The organism is Streptomyces sp. NPDC049813 (assembly GCF_044465085.1).
Taxonomy (GTDB): Bacteria; Actinomycetota; Actinomycetes; order Streptomycetales; family Streptomycetaceae; genus Streptomyces.
The window spans coordinates 576,430-593,249 of sequence record NZ_JBITLI010000003.1; the positions used below are offsets into that span (position 1 = coordinate 576,430).

The window sequence follows — 16,820 nt, forward strand, 5'->3', positions numbered from 1 at the left end:
CCCAATTCGGACAAAAGCGATACCCGGCCGCACAAGGGTGAACGTGAGCGACACCACGCAGCCCCGGTGGCCGTGGAGGCCACCGGGGCTGCGAGCGACGTACGGGGCGGGGGTCAGCCCGAGACGACGGTCACCTCGCCGATGCCGAGGGCCCGGACGGGCTCCTCGATCTGCGCGGCGTCGCCCACGAGGATCGTCACCAGCCGGTCAGCCGGGAAGGCGCTGACGACCGCCGCGGTGGCCTCCACGGTGCCCGTCTCGGCGAGCCGGCGGTACAGCTGGGCCTGGAAGTCGTCCTGGAGGTGCTGCTCGACCTGGTCGGCCAGCGTGCCCGCGACGGCGGCCGCGGTCTCGTACTTCAGCGGCGCCACGCCCACCAGGTTCTGCACGGCGGTGTCCCGCTCGGCGTCCGTGAGCCCCCCTTCGGCGAGCGTGCGCAGCACCTTCCAGAGGTCGTCGAGCGCGGGCCCGGTGTTCGGGGTGTCCACGGAGCCGCTGATGGCGAGCATCGCGGCACCCGTGCCGTCCGGCGCGGACCGCAGCACCTGGGCGAAGGACCGCACCCCGTAGGTGTAGCCCTTCTCCTCGCGCAGCACCCGGTCCAGGCGCGAGGTGAGCGTGCCGCCGAGGCAGTACGTGCCGAGGATCTGCGCGGCCCACACCCGGTCGTGCCGGTCGGGTCCGATGCGGCCGATCAGCAGCTGCGTCTGCACCGCGCCCGGCCGGTCCACGATGACGACCCGGCCGGTGTCGTCGGCGGTCACCGGCGGGACCGGCCTGGGCTCCGCGGTGTCACCGGTCCAGGCGCCGAGCGTGTCGGTGAGGAGGGCGTCCAGGTCGGTGCCGGTCAGGTCGCCCACCACGACGACGGTGCCGGTGGCGGGGCGGACGTGCTTCTCGTAGAAGGCGCGTACGGCCGCCGCGTCGATGGCGGCGACGGTCTCCTCGCTGCCCTGCCGCGGACGCGACATGCGCGAGTCGGCCGGGAAGAGCTGCCGGGAGAGCTCCTTGGCGGCCCGGCGGGCCGGGTTGGCGCTCTCGTGCGGGATCTCGTCGAGCCGGTTGCGGACCAGGCGCTCGATCTCGCCGTCCGCGAAGGCGGGCGCCCGCAGCGCGTCGGCCAGCAGGGCGAGGCCCTTGGGAAGCCGGGAGACCGGCACCTCCAAGGAGACCCGCACGCCGGGGTGGTCGGCGTGCGCGTCCATGGTGGCGCCGCAGCGCTCCAGTTCGGCGGCGAACTCCTCCGCGGAGTGCTTGTCGGTGCCCTCGTTGAAGGCACGCGCCATGATCGTGGCGACGCCTTCGAGGGCGGCCGGCTCGGCCTCCAGCGGCGCGTCGAGGTTGATCTCCACGGCCACGACCTGCTGGCCGGGGCGGTGGCAGCGCAGCACGGTCAGGCCGTTGTCCAGCTCGCCGCGCTCGGGGGCCGGGAACGCCCACGGCTTGGCCGTGCCCGCCTCGGGCCGGGGATGGAAGTCCATGGTCGCGAGCTGCTCGGTCACCGGCCCGCCTCCTCGTCGCTCGGGTCGCTCTCGGCGGTCTCGTCGGTCTCGTCGGTCTCGTCATGAGGGGCGGCGGGCACCGTGGGCTCGTAGACGAGCACCGCGCGGTTGTCGGGGCGCAGGCGCGCCTTCGCGACCTCCTGGACCTCGTCGGCGGTCACGGCCAGGACGCGCTGCACTGCGGTCAGGGCGAGCTGCGGGTCACCGAACAGCACGGCGTAGCGGCACAGTTCGTCGGCGCGGCCCGCCACGGTGCTGAGCCGGTCCAGCCACTCGCGCTCCAGCTGGGCCTGCGCGCGCTCCATCTCCTCGGCCGAGGGCCCCTCCTCGGCGAACCGGGCCAGCTCCTCGTCGACGGCGGCCTCGATGGCCGGCACCTCGACGTCTCCCGAGGTCTTCACGTCCAGCCAGCCCAGGGAGGGCGCTCCGGCCAGGCGCAGCAGCCCGAAGCCCGCGGCCACGGCGGTGCGGTCGCGGCGCACGAGACGGTTGAAGAGGCGGGACGACTCGCCGCCGCCGAGCACCGTCAGGGCGAGGTCGGCGGCGTCGCACGCGCGCGTGCCGTCCTCGGGCAGCCGGTAGGCCGCCATGAGGGCGCGCGCCGGAACCTCCTCCTCGACGACCTCGCGAAGCTCGGTGCCGATCACTTCGGGCAGCGAGCCGTCACGCGGCGCGGGCTTCCCGTCGTGGCCGGCGATCGAACCGAAGTACTTCTCGACCCAGGCGAGCGTCTCCTCGGGGTCGATGTCGCCCACCACGGAGAGCACGGCGTTGTTGGGCGCGTAGTAGGTGCGGAAGAAACTCCGCGCGTCCTCCAGGGTGGCCGCGTCCAGGTCGGCCATGGAGCCGATGGGCGTGTGGTGGTACGGGTGGCCCTCGGGATACATGAGGGCGGTCAGCTTCTCGAACGCGGTGCCGTAGGGGACGTTGTCGTAGCGCTGACGGCGTTCGTTCTTGACGACGTCCCGCTGGTTCTCCATCGACTCCTCGTCGAGGGCGGCCAGCAGGGAGCCCATGCGGTCGGCCTCCAGCCACAGCGCGAGCTCCAGCTGGTGGGCGGGCATGGTCTCGAAGTAGTTCGTGCGCTCGAAGCTCGTCGTGCCGTTGAGCGAACCGCCCGCGCCCTGTACGAATTCGAAGTGACCGTTGCCGTGCACCTGCTGCGAGCCCTGGAACATCAGGTGCTCGAAGAGGTGGGCGAGGCCCGTACGGCCCTTGACCTCGTGGCGCGAGCCGACGTCGTACCAGAGGCAGACCGCCGCGACCGGGGTCAGGTGATCCTCGGAGAGCACGACACGCAGGCCGTTGGCCAGCCGGTGCTCGGTCGCTGTCAGGCCGCCGGAGCCGGCCTCGGCGGTGGCCGTGTGACCCATGGGCATGTACGTCCCTTCGATCGCGGGGGAAAGACGGAGAAAGCTATGAAAGCTATGAACGCTGAGAACGCTGAGAACATCGGAAAAGCTGGAGAATGCTGAGAGACGCCGTGTCCGCGGGCAACACTGTGCACACGAAACCGCTCCCCGTCCTGCCACTGTATGCAAGCGTGCGGGCGCCTGGCGAAGTTCCCGTCCGGGCTACGCCCTGAGCGAGCACGAAGGCCCGTCGGCGAGCCGCCGGGCACCCCGTTCCGACGGGTCGCGATCAGCGTTGTCAGTGGGGCGGTCCACAATGGTCCGCGACAGTTCCCGTAGATGTTGGTGAAGGAGCCGCAGCAGCGATGGCCCGCCGCAGCACGAAGACCCCGCGACCCGATGACGACGCTGCCTTCGAGGAGAGGATCCTCGACATCGACGTGGTCGACGAAATGCAGGGCTCCTACCTGGAGTACGCGTACTCCGTCATCTACTCGCGCGCCCTGCCCGATGCCCGGGACGGGATGAAGCCCGTCCACCGGCGGATCGTCTACCAGATGAACGAGATGGGCCTGCGCCCCGACCGCGGCTACGTGAAGTGCGCCCGCGTCGTCGGCGAGGTCATGGGTAAGTTGCACCCCCATGGCGACGCGTCGATCTACGACGCCCTGGTGCGCCTGGCCCAGCCGTTCTCGATGCGCGTGCCGCTGGTGGACGGGCACGGGAACTTCGGTTCGCTGGGCAACGACGACCGTCCGGCCGCCATGAGGTACACCGAGTGCCGCATGGATCCGGCGGCGCACCTGATGACGGAGTCGATCGAGGAGAACACGGTCGACTTCGCGCCGAACTACGACGGGCAGGAACAGGAGCCCCTGGTTCTGCCCGCGGCGTACCCGAACCTGCTGGTGAACGGCGCGTCGGGGATCGCGGTCGGCATGGCGACCAACATGGCGCCGCACAACCTCGGCGAAGTGATCGCCGCCGCGCGGCACTTGATCAAGCACCCGGGCGCCGACCTCGAGACGCTGATGAAGTTCGTGCCCGGCCCCGACCTGCCCACGGGCGGCCGGATCGTCGGCCTGTCCGGCATCAAGGACGCGTACGAGTCCGGCCGCGGCACCTTCAAGATCCGTGCGACGGTCGCGGTGGACAACGTGACGGCGCGCCGCAAGGGCCTGATCGTCACCGAACTGCCCTTCGCGGTGGGTCCCGAGAAGGTCATCGCGAAGATCAAGGAGCTCGTCGGCAACAAGAAGCTCCAGGGCATCGCCGACGTGAAGGACCTCACGGACCGCGAGCACGGCCTGCGCCTGGTCATCGAGATCAAGAACGGTTTCGTGCCCGAGGCCGTCCTGGAGCAGCTCTACAAGCTGACGCCGATGGAGGAGTCCTTCGGTATCAACAACGTGGCGCTGGTGGACGGCCAGCCGCTCACGCTGGGCCTCAAGGAGCTGCTGGAGGTCTACCTGGACCACCGCTTCGACGTGGTGCGCCGCCGCAGCGAGTTCCGCCGCACCAAGAAGCGGGACCGGCTGCACCTGGTGGAGGGCCTGCTCGTCGCGCTGCTCGACATCGACGAGGTCATCCGCCTCATCCGCTCCAGCGAGAACAGCGCGCAGGCCAAGGAGCGGCTCATCGAGCGCTTCTCGCTGAGCGAGATCCAGACGCAGTACATCCTGGACACGCCGCTGCGCCGGCTCACCAAGTTCGACCGCATCGAGCTGGAGTCGGAGCGCGACAAGCTCAACGGCGAGATCGACGAGCTGACCGGCATCCTCGACTCCGACGCGGAGCTGCGCAAGCTCGTCTCCACGGAACTGGCGGCGGTCGCCAAGAAGTTCGGCACGGACCGCCGCACGGTGCTGCTGGAGTCGTCGGGCCCGGCGGTGGCCACGGTGTCGCTGCAGGTGGCCGACGACCCGTGCCGCGTCCTGCTCTCCTCGACCGGCCTGCTGGCCCGTACGGCGAACGGTGAGCCGTTCGCCGCGGACGAGGACGCCAAGCGCGCCAAGCACGACGTGATCGTCTCCGCGGTACCGGCCACGGCGCGCGGCGAGATCGGCGTGGTCACCTCCGAGGGACGGCTGCTGCGCCTGAACGTCGTGGACCTGCCGCAGCTCCCGGACACGGCGTCCGCGCCGAACCTCTCCGGTGGCGCGCCGATCTCCGAGTTCCTCTCCACGTTGGGCGCGGACGAGGCAGTGGTCTGCCTGACGACGCTGGACGAGTCGTCGCCGGGCATCGCGCTCGGTACCGAACAGGGCGTCGTGAAGCGGGTGATCCCGGACTACCCCTCCCACAAGGAGGAGCTGGAGGTCATCACCCTCAAGGACGGTGACCGGATCGTGGGCGCCGTCGAGCTGCGGACCGGCGAGGAGGACCTGGTCTTCATCACCGACGACGCGCAGCTGCTGCGCTACCAGGCCTCCATGGTGCGCCCCCAGGGCCGCCCCGCGGGCGGCATGGCCGGCATCAAGCTGGCCACGGGGGCGAAGGTGATCTCCTTCACCGCGGTCGACCCGGCGGCCGACGCGGTCGTCTTCACGGTGGCGGGTTCGCGCGGCACGCTCGATGACTCGGTGCAGACGACGGCCAAGCTCACGCCGTTCGACCAGTACCCCCGCAAGGGCCGCGCGACCGGTGGCGTGCGCTGCCAGCGCTTCCTGAAGGGCGAGGACTGCCTGAGCCTGGCCTGGGCGGGCCCGTCGCCCGCGCGCGCGACGCAGAGGAACGGCATGCCGGCCGAGCTGACCGAGATGGACCCGCGCCGCGACGGCTCGGGCATCTCCCTGCCGAAGACGGTCGCGGCGGTGGCCGGGCCCGTGTAGGGCGGTCACGCGGGACCGGTGAGGTCCTCTGTTCCGGTGACTCCGTCTGCTCCGTCCGCTCAGTCCGCTCCGGTGAGGTCCTGTACGTCCTGGATCTCGCCGGGCTCGCCGGGCTCGCCGGGCTCATCGGGTTCGTCGGGCTCGGCCTCGCCCTTGTCCTGGACGTAGCGCAGAACGCCCCACATGCCGTGCTGGTCGACGGTGTGCGGGGCGTCGCCCGTCCCGCCGCCCCGGCAGGCGTCCAGTTGGTGGTGGAGCGCCTGTGTGTCGATGCCGGCCCCGATGAGGACGAGCTGCGTGAGCCTCTCCGCGCCGGCCGGCCACGGCTCGGGATAGAAGCGCAGGAACCGCCCGACCGCGTGCACCGCGTACCGGTTGGCCGCGTCGGCCGCGCCGAAGTCGACGTACCCCTTGATGCGGTAGAGGCCCTCGGGCCTGCTGTCGAGGAACTCCATCAGCGCCCGGGGGTCCATGGGCGTCCCGGAGGCGAACGCGACGCTTTCGTAGGCGGCGTGCAGATGCTCGGCGTGCGCCTCTCCCGCGCGCGGGTCGTGTGCCCGGCCCCGGTGCAGGTCGTCGAAGGACAGCTGGCCGATCCGCTCCTCGGTGGGGCGGCAGTCGAAGAGCAGCTCCGGGTCGATCCGTGCGTAGGACGCGCTGACGACGGCGGCACGGCCGGCCGCTCCCCGCACCGCACCCAGCACCCGCTCCCGCTCGGCGTCGGGCACCCGGTCGCTCTTGTTCACCACGACGAGGTCCGCGATACCGAGGTGCCGGTCGATCTCCGGGTGCTTGCGCCGGGTCGCGTCGAACTCGGCCGCGTCGACGACCTCGATCAGCCCGCCGTACACGATCCGCGGGTTCTCGCTGGCCAGCACCATCCGCACCAGCTCCTGCGGTTCCGCGATGCCGCTCGCCTCGATGACGATGACGTCCATCAGCCGGCCGTCGAGGACGGGGCGGGTCAATTTGTCGAGATACACGTCGAGTTCACTGGCGTCCACGGCACAGCACAGACAGCCGTTGCCGAGCGAGAGCGTCGCGTCGCCCAACTGCCCGGCGACCGCCATCGCGTCGATCTCGATCGCCCCGAAGTCGTTGACGATCGCCCCGATCCGCGAGCCACCGCTGTGGTGCAGCAGGTGGTTCAGCAGAGTGGTCTTCCCCGAGCCGAGGAAGCCCGCGAGGACGACGACGGGGATCTGCGGACTCACCTTGGTCACCACGCTCTTGCTCACCACGGACTTTCTTGCGGCCACGGACGAATGCCGCTCCAGGATAGGCGCGGGTACGAAGACAGCCATGTGAACGATTGTTTGCGTCGCCGCATGGGCAGATGTGGGGCATGGCGCCGGTCGCCGCGACCCGACAATGCTTCCGTGCGCCTCCTCTCCGCCTCCCAGCCGATCAGAGCCGCTCGGCACCCTGGGAGACGGCAAGCGCGCCGCCCTTCGCTCGCCGGTCCCCATGCCCTCGACCCGCGCCCGACGACCGGCGGACCGCCGCCTGGATCGGGGGTTGACATGGTCACACAGAGTACGAGGTCATGGCGGACGGTCGTCGCCACAGTCGTCGCCGGCGGGCTCGCGGGCACCGCCACGGCGCATCTATGGCAGTTGTACGGCCCCGGCCGGGCGGGGACGGCGGCGGAGTGGCGCCGCCAGGCCCGCGCCCATCAGCAACGCATGCACTGGGAACTTCTGAGCAAGGCCCTCGACGACCCCGCTCTGGCCGTCGTCATCGACAGCTACGGACTCGATCTGCCGCCGGAGAAGCTGCGGCAGTTCCTCTACGCCAACCTCTGGTACATCAACGCCTTCCACCTCTACGACGCCGGCCTCCTCGACCAGCGGCAGCTGCGCGGGCACCTGCGCGACCTCTTCCAGAGCCCACACATCCGCGAGTACTGGGAAGCGACGCGGCCCCATCGCGCCTCGCTTGACCCGTCGTCGACGGAGGCGGAGGTCGGGCAGATCGCCGAAACGCTTCTGCAGGAGCGGGAGGAGTCGGACACGGACGAGTGGTGGGTGGTGGGCGAGCCGCCGCCACTGTGAGGCCCACAGCACCCGGAAGCCCGCCACACACCCGTGCGACCGCAAGGCCGCCACACACCCGTGGGCTCGGAAAGCCCGCCACACCCGTGGGACCGGAAAGCCCGGCACACACTCGTACGGAGGACGCCCATACCGGTGAAATTCTTGGCCAACTCCCCCTGGAGACAAGGGTTTCGGTACTCTGCAGCCCCAGTGGGCGCATTACTGTGACGCAGTCACATCGCTCTCCAGAAGGACCGGTTCGCCTTGAAGATCGTACGCCGCATCGGGGTGCCCCCGAGCGCCCGCGGAAGTGCCTCCGGCACCACCTGCCCCGATGTATTCGAACTCAGCGACGGGAACTTCGCGGTGATCGGCACCGAGGCCACCGCCGAGCTCCGCGAGGAGCTGCCGGCGGACGCGGGGGTCGCCGACTACGAGCGCATCGTCATCGTGAACCGAGAGACGCTGCTGCGCGCCAAGAGCGACATTCCGGACGCCTGACAGCGGCGTCCGCCAAGGCGCCCGGATCCGGCGTCCGCGCCGCTGTCCGCATGGCCGTTCGCCGTACTGTCCACACCGCCGACCGGTCTGCCGTTTGTTCGATATCGCTGTTCGCATCGCCATCGCTGTTCGTTCCCCGTCCGCGCCGCTGTCCGACACTGACGCATGACACTGCCGTCCGACACCGGTACCCGGCCCTCCGTCCGGCGCCTCACGCCCGGCGCCCGACAGGTCACCAAGCCTCCCGCCTGGAGAGATCCTCCGTGCGGGTTAGGCTCGCCTTCGTGAGTACGTGTGCAGCCTCGTCGCTGGATCTCGACGAACCCCTCGCGGGGACCGCGGCCACTGCCCGGACCTGGCTGCTGATCGAACAGCCGGGCCCCTGGGGAGCCAAGGCCCTGACCTCCAGCCATCTCGACCCCGGCGTGGGGCGGGCCCTGGAGAGCGCCGCCGAGGGCACCGGCGTACGCGTCGCCCTCATGCGCCGCCCCGGCCGGCACGCCGACGGCCACACCCCCGCGCGGCGCCGGATCCACCTCGCCCACACGCTCCCCGGGAACACCTGGCTCCGGAGCGCCACCGTCGAGGCCCCCGAAGAGCTGGTGCGGCTCGACTTCGCCGCCTTGGGCGCCGGCGACCACGGTGGCTTCGGCGCACCCCACGAGGGCGCTCCCCTCGCGCTCGTCTGCACCAATGGGAAACGCGACCGCTGCTGTGCCCTGCTCGGACGGCCGCTGGCCGCCGAACTCGCGCTCTCCACCGAGGAAGGCGTCTGGGAGGTCACCCACCTGGGCGGCCACCGCTTCTCCCCCACCCTCCTGGTGCTGCCGCACGGATACGCCTACGGACGCGCCACAGCGGCGGCCGTGAAGGAGATCCTGGAAGCGGTGCGCGCCGACCGCGTCGTACTGGAGGGGTGCCGCGGCAACTCCGCCTGGGACCGACCGGGCCAGGCCGCGGAACTGGCCGTGCGCCGCGCAGCCCATGAATACGACGCGGGTGCCCTGTATGTCGTACGAACGGACGCTGTCGTACGTAGGCATCTCGCGACGGGGACGGACAGCGACGTACGCACGGACGCCGCCCTACGTAGGCACGCGGTCACATCCACGTCTGGTGTCACGTCTCCTCCTGCCGTCGTAGAGAACGAGGGCCCGGAGGTACCGGAGTGGGACGTGACCGTCGCGCACCGCGACGGCCGGCGCTGGCGGGTGGCGCTCGTCCAGGGGACGTCCCTCCCGCCCCGCGCGGAGAGCTGCGGAGCCGCCCTCGGGTCGCCGGCTCGCATGGATGTCGTGGCGGTGCGGGAGGTTGCCTCCGGGCTCGACTGAGCCCGCCCGGAAATCGGACGTACGAGATCTGTGCCCCTCCGGGCTCGACTGAGCCCGCCCGGGGGCGGGCGTACGAGATCGGTGCCCCCTCCGGGCTCGACTGAGTTCGCCCGGGGCCGGACGTACGAGATCCGTGCCACAAGGGCTTCGGTCGGCGGTGGGAGGGCCCGTACCGTTCGTCTCCATGAGCCCGTCCTCCCCTGCCCGCCGTCTGCGCCTCGCTCTGCCGCGGCGCATGTTCGCGCAGGTACTGCTCATGCAGGTGGCGATCGCGGCGGGGGTGGCGGTCCTGGCGACCGGGCTGTTCCTGGCGCCTCTCGGCGACCAGCTGGACGACCAGGCCATGCGGCGCGCGCTGGCCATCGCGCAGACCACGGCGGCGCAGCCGCGGATCGCCGAGGACCTGCGCTCCTCGCGGCCGGCCGCGGACGGGCCGGTCCAAGCCGCCGCGGAGCGGATCAGGCGGGCCAGCGGCGCCGAGTACGTCGTGATCATGGACAAGCGGGGGGTCCGCTGGTCGCACCCCGACCGCGGGCGGATCGGCCGAGTCGTCTCGACGGACCCCAGCGACGCGCTGGCGGGCCGCGAGGTGATGGAGATCGACGACGGTACCCTCGGCCGCTCCGCGCGCGGCAAGGTGCCCCTGAGGGCCGCGGACGGGGCTCTCGTGGGCGCGGTGTCGGTCGGCATCGAGTACGACAGCGTCCGCGCGCGCCTGATCCACGCGATCCCGGGCCTGTTCGCCTACGCGGGCGGAGCCCTGGCGGTGGGGGCGCTCGCCGCGTATCTGATCGCCCGGCGAGTTCAGCGGCAGACCCGTGACCTGGCGTTCTCGGACATCTCCGCGCTGCTGGCCGAGCGGGAGGCGATGCTGCACGGCATCCGGGAAGGCGTCGTCGCGCTGGACCGCACCGGCCGGATCCGGCTGCTGAACGACGAAGCGCAACGCCTCCTCGGCGTCGGCGCCGAGGCGATCGGGCTGCCGCTCGACGACGCGCTCGGTGCGGGCCGCACGACGGACGTGCTCGCTGGGCATGTCACCGGCACCGATCTGCTGACCGTCCGCGGCCAGCGCGTCCTGGTGGCCAACCGGATGCCCACCGACGACGGGGGCGCCGTCGCGACCCTGCGCGACCGCACGGAGCTGGAGCAGCTGGGCCGCGAGCTCGACTCCACGCGGGGCCTCATCGACGCCCTGCGCGCACAGGACCACGAGCACGCCAATCGCATGCATACGTTGCTGGGGCTACTGGAGCTGGAGATGTACGAGGAGGCCGCGGAGTTCGTGGGCGAGGTGGCGGGCGCGCACCGGGTCACCGCGGAGCAGATCACCGAGAAGATCCAGGATCCGCTGCTCGCGGCCCTGCTGGTGGGCAAGGCTACGGTCGCTGCGGAACGCGGCGTCGCGCTGGGCATCTCGCCGGACACCGCGCTGCCGGACCGGCTCGTCGACCCGCGCGGCCTCGTCACGATCGTCGGCAACCTTGTGGACAACGCGCTGGACGCCGCCGCCGCCGGTTCGGGGCGCCACGCGCGCGTGGAGGTGGTCCTGCGCGCACAGGGCCCCACTGCGGTCCTGCGAGTCCGCGACTCCGGGCCCGGGGTTCCCACCGAGCAGCGGGAGAGCGTCTTCGTAGAGGGCTGGTCCACGAAGGAACCGCCGGCCCACGGCAGGCGCGGCATCGGCCTTGCCCTGGTGCGCAGGCTCGCCGAGCGGCAGGGTGGCAGCGCCGAGGTGACGACCGCGCCCTCCGGCGGTGCCGAGTTCGTCGTCGTCCTCCCGGACGCCGTCGCCGAATCCGTCCCGACCGCGGCCGAGGAGGTCCGGTGATCGAGGTCCTGGTCGTGGACGACGACACGCGCGTCGCCGACGTGAACGCCGCTTATGTGGCGAAGGTGCCCGGGTTCCGGGTGGCCGCCACGGCTCACAGCGCCGCCGAGGCCCTGGCCCGCATCGACACCCTCCGCATCGACCTGGTCCTGCTCGACCACTACCTGCCGGACAAGACGGGACTCGACGTGGCCCGCACGGTACGCGAACGCGGTCTGCAACTCGACGTGATCATGGTGACCGCGGCGCGCGACGTGGCCACCGTGCGGGCCGCGATGCGGCAGGGAGCCTTGCAGTACCTGGTCAAACCGTTCTCGTTCGCGGGTCTGCGCGGCAAGCTGGAGGCCTACGCGGCCCTGCGCCGCACGCTCGACGGCGGGGGCGAGGCCGAGCAGGCCGAGGTCGACCGGATCTTCGGCGCCCTGTCGGCGACGCCCGCGCCCGAGCTGCCCAAGGGGCATTCGCCCACCACCGCCGAACTCGTGCGCCGGGCCATGATGCACGCCGACGCGCCGCTCTCCGCCCAGGAGGTGGCCGACCGCACCGGGCTCAGCCGCCAGACCGCCCAGCGCTATCTGAAGCTGCTGGAGCGCACGGGACGGGTGCGGCTGAGCCTGCGGTACGGCGACACGGGACGGCCGGAGCACCGGTACGAGTGGGGCCCCGGCCGCTGAGCCGGGTGGGCGCAGGCGTCCCGGGGCCGGCCGGCTGCGCTCAGGCGGCTCCGGCCCCGGTCAGCGCCCGCACCTCCGTCTCCGCGTGCTTCGCCTCGTCCGCGGGCTCGTCGGAGGTCATGGTGCCCAGCCAGCCGGCCAGGAAGCCGAGCGGGATGGAGACGAGCCCCGGGTTCTCCAAGGGGAAGAACTGGAAGTCCACCCCGGGGAACAGCGACGTCGGGCTCCCCGAGACGACCGGCGACAGCACGACCAGGACGAGCGCGGGGACCAGGCCGCCGTACACGGACCACACGGCCCCGCGCGTGGTGAAGTTCCGCCAGAACAGCGAGTACAGCAGCACGGGCAGGTTGGCGGACGCGGCGACGGCGAAGGCGAGGCCGACCAGGAACGCGACGTTGAGATCGCGGGCCAGCAGCCCGAGCCCGATCGCGAGCACGCCGATGCCGGCCGCGGCGATCCGGGCCACCGCGACCTCGCTGTGCTGCTTCCCGCCCGGCCTGCGCAGCGAGGCGTACAGGTCGTGGGCGACCGACGCCGAGGAGGCGAGCGTGATCCCGGCGACGACGGCGAGGATGGTGGCGAAGGCGACCGCGGCGACGATCGCGAACAGCACCGTGCCACCGGTCGACGCGGCGCCGCCGCCCAGGTGGAGTGCGAGCAGCGGAACCGCCGTGTTCCCCGCGGCGTTCGAGTTCCGTACCGCGTCGGGGCCCACGAGCGCGGCGGCACCGAACCCGAGCACGATCGTCATCAGGTAGAAGCTGCCGATGAGCCCGATCGACCAGACGACGGAGCGGCGGGCGGCCCGGGCCGTCGGCACGGTGTAGAAGCGCGACAGGATGTGCGGCAGGCCCGCCGTGCCCAGGACGAGCGCCAGGCCCAGGCTGATGAAGTCGAAGCGCGCGGTCAGGCTTCCGCCGTACTTCAGGCCGGGGACGAGGAAGTCGGAACCGTGGCCGCTGCGGACCGCGGCCGTGTGCAGCAACTCGTTCACGTCGCCGTGGAACCGGGCCAGGACCAGCACGGTCAGGGTGATCGTCCCACCCATCAGGAGGACGGCCTTGACGATCTGGATCCACGTCGTGGCCCGCATCCCTCCCATCGACACATAGATCACCATGAGCGCGCCCACGCCGACGACGGTCCAGGCCTGCGCGGCGCCGCTCTCTCCGCCGAGCAACAGCGCGACCAGGCTGCCCGCCCCCACCATCTGCGCCACCAGGTAGAGAACGGACACGGTGACCGAGGAAGTTCCCGCCGCGATGCGCACCGGCCGCTCCCGCATCCGGGAGGCCACGACGTCCGCCATCGTGAAGCGGCCGCAGTTGCGCACCAGTTCGGCGACGAGGAAGAGCACGACGAGCCACGCGACGAGGAAGCCCACCGAGTAGAGCAGTCCGTCATACCCGAAGAGGGCGATCAGCCCGGAGATGCCGAGGAACGAGGCGGCCGACATGTAGTCCCCCGCGATGGCGAATCCGTTCTCCAACGGCGAGAAGAGCCGCCCGCCCGCGTAGAACTCCTCGGCCGAGCCGTGCCGCTTGCGTCCCACCCAGGTGGTGATGGCGAGGGTGACCGCCACGAACGCGCTGAACAGGAGCAGTGCCAGGGTCTGGTGCGACACCGTCATCGCGGTCCGCCCCCGCTCCTCGCGGAACCGTTCAAGCGGGCCGCGTCGTCGAAACCGCGGGTCATCTCCTGCGTATCCCAGCGCAGTTCGAGCGCGAGACGGTCCCGGCGGAGCCGGGCGTGGCGGGCATACAGCCAGGTCAGCAGGAAGGTACTGGCGAACTGGCCGAGTCCCGCGACCATCGCCACGTTCACCGAACCCGCGACCGGCCGGGCCATCAGCCCGGGCGCGCTCGTGGCGGCCACGACGTAGGCGACGTACCAGGCGAAGAAGATCGCGACCGCGGGGACGACGAACCTCCGGTAGCGTCCGCGCACTTCCTGGAAAGCAGCGCTGCGCTGCACCTCCAGGTAGACCACCGCCGCGCTCCGCTCCCGGGGCGCGGGCTGGGCGGGCACGGCGGACACCGGAGCGTCCGTGCCGTCCCACTCTCCCCATCCCGGGGCCGGCGCGTCGTACCAGGGATCGCCCGTGCTGCCGCGATCACCCGCCCGGGGCCGCGCCGTTTCGCGCCCGTCGTGCATCTCCACCGAACTCTCCTTGTCCGCGGCCCAATGTGACCGCGTGCCCAAGGATGGACAGACCCGGAAGATCCCGGACTCTCCTCTCAAGTCCTTCACCCCATTAGGTGATGGACGCCCCCGGTGGCCGCGCGAGCCCGTGCCGGTACGCGTAACGGACCGCTTGGGCCCGGTCCTTGAGGCCCGTCTTCGCGAACAGGTTGTTGATGTGGGTCTTCACCGTCGCCGTGGAGACCTGGAGTCTGCGGGCGATCTCCTGGTTGCTCAGTCCGTCGGCGATGAGTACGAGCACCTCGGCCTCCCGGGCCGTGAGGCCGTCCGGTGGCTCCTGGGCCGCGGGCGCCGCGGCCTCGGGCGCCGAGAGTCTCTCCAGGAGCCGCCGCTGGATCCGTGGTGAGAGTCCCGCGTCACCGGACAGCACGTCCGTCACGGCCCGGACGATCTCCTCCCCGCCGGCGTCCTTCGTCAGATAGCCCCGCGCCCCCGCGGTGAGCGCGGGGAACAACGACGCGTCGTCGGCGTACGTGGTCAGGATCACGACCTGGGTGCGCGGGTACGCGGCGCGGATCCGGCGCGTCGCCTCCACACCGTCGCAGCGCGGCATGCGCAGGTCCATCAGGACGACGTCCGGATCCAGTTCGGCCACGAGCGTGAGCGCCTGCTCGCCGTCTCCCCCGGAACCGACGACCTCGATCCCGGGCAGCAGACCCAGGAGCATCACGATGCCTTCGCGTACGACGGTCTGGTCGTCGACGACCACCACGCGCGCCGGCGGCCGTCCGGCCCCGGCCGCCCCACTCGTCCCGGTCGTCCCGCCTGCCCCCGCCTCTGCGGCGCTCACCGGGGAACCTTCAACGTGACCACAAACCCCTCCTCGTCCGGCCCGGCGTCCAGCGTGCCGCCCAGCAGCTCGGCGCGCTCTCTCATCCCCAGCAGACCGTAGCCGGAACCGCTGCCGGCCAGCTCGGCCTGTGGACAAGCCGCTCCCGAGTCCCGTACCTCCAGGGTGACTCCGCTCGGGGCGTACTCCAGCCGCATCGTGGTCCTTGCCCCTGGAGCGTGCTTGCGTACGTTCGTCAGGGCCTCCTGCGCGACCCGGCGCACCGCCTGCGAGGCCTCCGCGGACATCGGTCCGGGGTCGCCGTCGACGGACAGGGAGGCGCCGTCGCCGGACGCGACGAGCTCGCGCAGGAAGTCCTCAAGCGGGGTCATCTCGCCACGCAGCGCGGACAGCGCCTGCCGGGTCTCGGCGAGGCCGTCCCGGGCCATGCCCCGGGCCGCGACGACCCGGTCCAGGATCTGGTCCCGACCGGCGCCGCGCTCGATCAGCAACCGGGCCGCCTCCAGGTGCACGAGCTGTGCGGAGAGGCTGTGCGCGAGGACGTCGTGGATCTCCCGGGCGATCCGGGACCGCTCCGCGAGCGCCGCCGACTCGGCCTCCGCGGCGCGAGCGGCCCGCTCCTGGACGAGCAGCCGGTGGGCATTGCCCCGGGCCTCGGCGTCGAGGCGCAGCACGTACCCCGAAAGGCAGAGTCCGGCCGCGATGACGGCGGTGGTCAGCCAGGCGTCGTCGTTGCTGAGCGCGAAGCCGGCGAGGGAGGCCGCCGTGGCGGGCAGCGCCGCGGCGAGGGGCATGCGCTCCAGCGCGGAGACGGCGCAGCCGCACCAGAGCACGATGGCGGGGCCGAGGAAGCCGATCTGCCGGGCGCCGAAGGCGATCAGTACGAGCACCGCGAGCAGTCCGAGCGAAGGCCACAGCCGGTGCTCCAGCGTGGTGCGGTAGAAACCCCAGGCCGCGGCGGCGCAGGCGAGCAGGCCCACCGGTGCCGCGACGAGGGCCCAGTCGGCGACGCCCCGCTGGGTGATCGCGGTCCACAGCAGGATCGCCGTCGCCACCACACGCACCGTCCCGGCCAGCATCCGGCGGGCACGGGTCAGCCCCTCACGGGAGAGCGCCTCCCGCGAGGGCCACGTCGTCCACAGGCTCGCCCTCACCTGCGGCCCTCCCAGGCGGGCTGCGTGAGAGGACGGGCGTACGCCGACCGCAGTCCACCGGCTCGCCATATCAGCAGACCTGAGCGGACCAGGAGCGAGAGGGCGAACCCCAGCATGAGGGCGGACGTGCCGAGGTGGATGCCGAGAGCCAGGCCGACGCCGACGATCGCGGCGCGCACGGCTATGCCGCCGAGCCAGGTGCCCGCCGTGGCCATGGTGCCTTTGGTCCACACGTCGCCGTCCTCATCGGACCAGACGTGCGTGGTGAACGCCCAGCCGATGCCGATACCGAGGCTGACCAGCAGCTCGACGGCGAGCAGGGCGACGGAGCCCGTCAGGTGGTGCGGGTCCGTGAGGGAGCCGTCCCGCAGGGCGAAGAACCCGAGGAGGCCGGGAAGCAGCCACCACTTGCGGTCCAGCGACAGGCGCTCGGTCCTGAACTGGCGGACGAGGACCAGCGCCGCCACTGCGACGATCACGAGGATCTCGGTGAACCCGGACATGACGGCCTCCGTGGAGCGGTCGATGGCGGAATGTTTCTACGCCTTCGACGGTACGGAGATCGGCCGGCCGGGGGATCGGCGCGGGGGTGGATCCGAGGTGGATCATGCGG

Annotated in this window: 14 protein-coding genes; 6 read left to right on the plus strand and 8 right to left on the minus strand. The window is 71.7% G+C overall.

The window, feature by feature from the left end:
- Positions 1 to 113: 113 nt before the first annotated feature.
- Positions 114 to 1,481 (minus strand): M16 family metallopeptidase, encoded by a 1,368-nt coding sequence (locus ACIBW6_RS09960; RefSeq protein WP_399058810.1) that lies wholly within the window; start codon positions 1,479 to 1,481, stop codon positions 114 to 116.
- 17 nt (positions 1,482 to 1,498) lie between these two features.
- On the minus strand, positions 1,499 to 2,875 hold the full coding sequence (locus ACIBW6_RS09965; RefSeq protein WP_399058812.1) for a M16 family metallopeptidase: 1,377 nt from the start codon (positions 2,873 to 2,875) through the stop codon (positions 1,499 to 1,501).
- A 344-nt stretch (positions 2,876 to 3,219) separates the two neighbouring features.
- Here ACIBW6_RS09965 and ACIBW6_RS09970 point away from each other — a divergent pair, with 344 nt between their 5' ends.
- A complete protein-coding gene (locus tag ACIBW6_RS09970) occupies positions 3,220 to 5,685 on the plus strand; it encodes a DNA topoisomerase (ATP-hydrolyzing) subunit A (protein WP_399058627.1) in 2,466 nt (821 codons plus the stop codon).
- A gap of 59 nt (positions 5,686 to 5,744) precedes the next feature.
- On the opposite strand, the gene ACIBW6_RS09975 is transcribed toward ACIBW6_RS09970, so the two are convergent.
- Positions 5,745 to 6,989: a CobW family GTP-binding protein gene (locus ACIBW6_RS09975; RefSeq protein ID WP_399058629.1), complete on the minus strand. Its 1,245-nt coding sequence runs from the start codon at positions 6,987 to 6,989 to the stop codon at positions 5,745 to 5,747.
- A 219-nt stretch (positions 6,990 to 7,208) separates the two neighbouring features.
- Here ACIBW6_RS09975 and ACIBW6_RS09980 point away from each other — a divergent pair, with 219 nt between their 5' ends.
- The 5 genes from ACIBW6_RS09980 to ACIBW6_RS10000 all read left to right on the plus strand — a co-directional run bounded on the left by ACIBW6_RS09980 (position 7,209) and on the right by ACIBW6_RS10000 (position 12,058).
- Entirely contained in the window at positions 7,209 to 7,739 is a 531-nt protein-coding gene (locus tag ACIBW6_RS09980) for a DUF6082 family protein (protein WP_399058631.1), read from the plus strand.
- Between the two features lie 246 nt (positions 7,740 to 7,985).
- Complete coding sequence (locus ACIBW6_RS09985) at positions 7,986 to 8,222, plus strand: hypothetical protein (protein ID WP_399058633.1); 237 nt, start codon at positions 7,986 to 7,988, stop codon at positions 8,220 to 8,222.
- Positions 8,223 to 8,506: 284 nt separating this feature from the next.
- Complete coding sequence (locus ACIBW6_RS09990; RefSeq protein WP_399058635.1) at positions 8,507 to 9,553, plus strand: sucrase ferredoxin; 1,047 nt, start codon at positions 8,507 to 8,509, stop codon at positions 9,551 to 9,553.
- Between the two features lie 184 nt (positions 9,554 to 9,737).
- Entirely contained in the window at positions 9,738 to 11,384 is a 1,647-nt protein-coding gene (locus ACIBW6_RS09995) for an ATP-binding protein (protein ID WP_399058637.1), read from the plus strand.
- Complete coding sequence (locus ACIBW6_RS10000) at positions 11,381 to 12,058, plus strand: response regulator (protein ID WP_399058639.1); 678 nt, start codon at positions 11,381 to 11,383, stop codon at positions 12,056 to 12,058. Before ACIBW6_RS09995 ends, ACIBW6_RS10000 begins: the two co-directional genes overlap by 4 nt.
- Positions 12,059 to 12,098: 40 nt before the next feature.
- Here the strand turns inward: ACIBW6_RS10000 and ACIBW6_RS10005 are convergent, their stop codons facing one another.
- From ACIBW6_RS10005 to ACIBW6_RS10025, 5 genes are all read right to left on the minus strand, one after another.
- On the minus strand, positions 12,099 to 13,691 hold the full coding sequence (locus ACIBW6_RS10005; RefSeq protein ID WP_399058641.1) for a cation acetate symporter: 1,593 nt from the start codon (positions 13,689 to 13,691) through the stop codon (positions 12,099 to 12,101).
- Positions 13,688 to 14,215, minus strand: a complete 528-nt coding sequence (locus ACIBW6_RS10010) for a DUF485 domain-containing protein (RefSeq protein WP_399058814.1) — start codon at positions 14,213 to 14,215, stop codon at positions 13,688 to 13,690. Before ACIBW6_RS10010 ends, ACIBW6_RS10005 begins: the two co-directional genes overlap by 4 nt.
- Positions 14,216 to 14,315: 100 nt before the next feature.
- Positions 14,316 to 14,975, minus strand: coding sequence for a response regulator (locus ACIBW6_RS10015; RefSeq protein ID WP_399058816.1), 660 nt, complete (start codon positions 14,973 to 14,975; stop codon positions 14,316 to 14,318).
- A gap of 74 nt (positions 14,976 to 15,049) precedes the next feature.
- Positions 15,050 to 16,207, minus strand: coding sequence for a sensor histidine kinase (locus ACIBW6_RS10020; RefSeq protein ID WP_399058643.1), 1,158 nt, complete (start codon positions 16,205 to 16,207; stop codon positions 15,050 to 15,052).
- Positions 16,204 to 16,710, minus strand: a complete 507-nt coding sequence (locus ACIBW6_RS10025) for a DUF1453 domain-containing protein (protein WP_399058645.1) — start codon at positions 16,708 to 16,710, stop codon at positions 16,204 to 16,206. Before ACIBW6_RS10025 ends, ACIBW6_RS10020 begins: the two co-directional genes overlap by 4 nt.
- Positions 16,711 to 16,820: the final 110 nt, after the last annotated feature.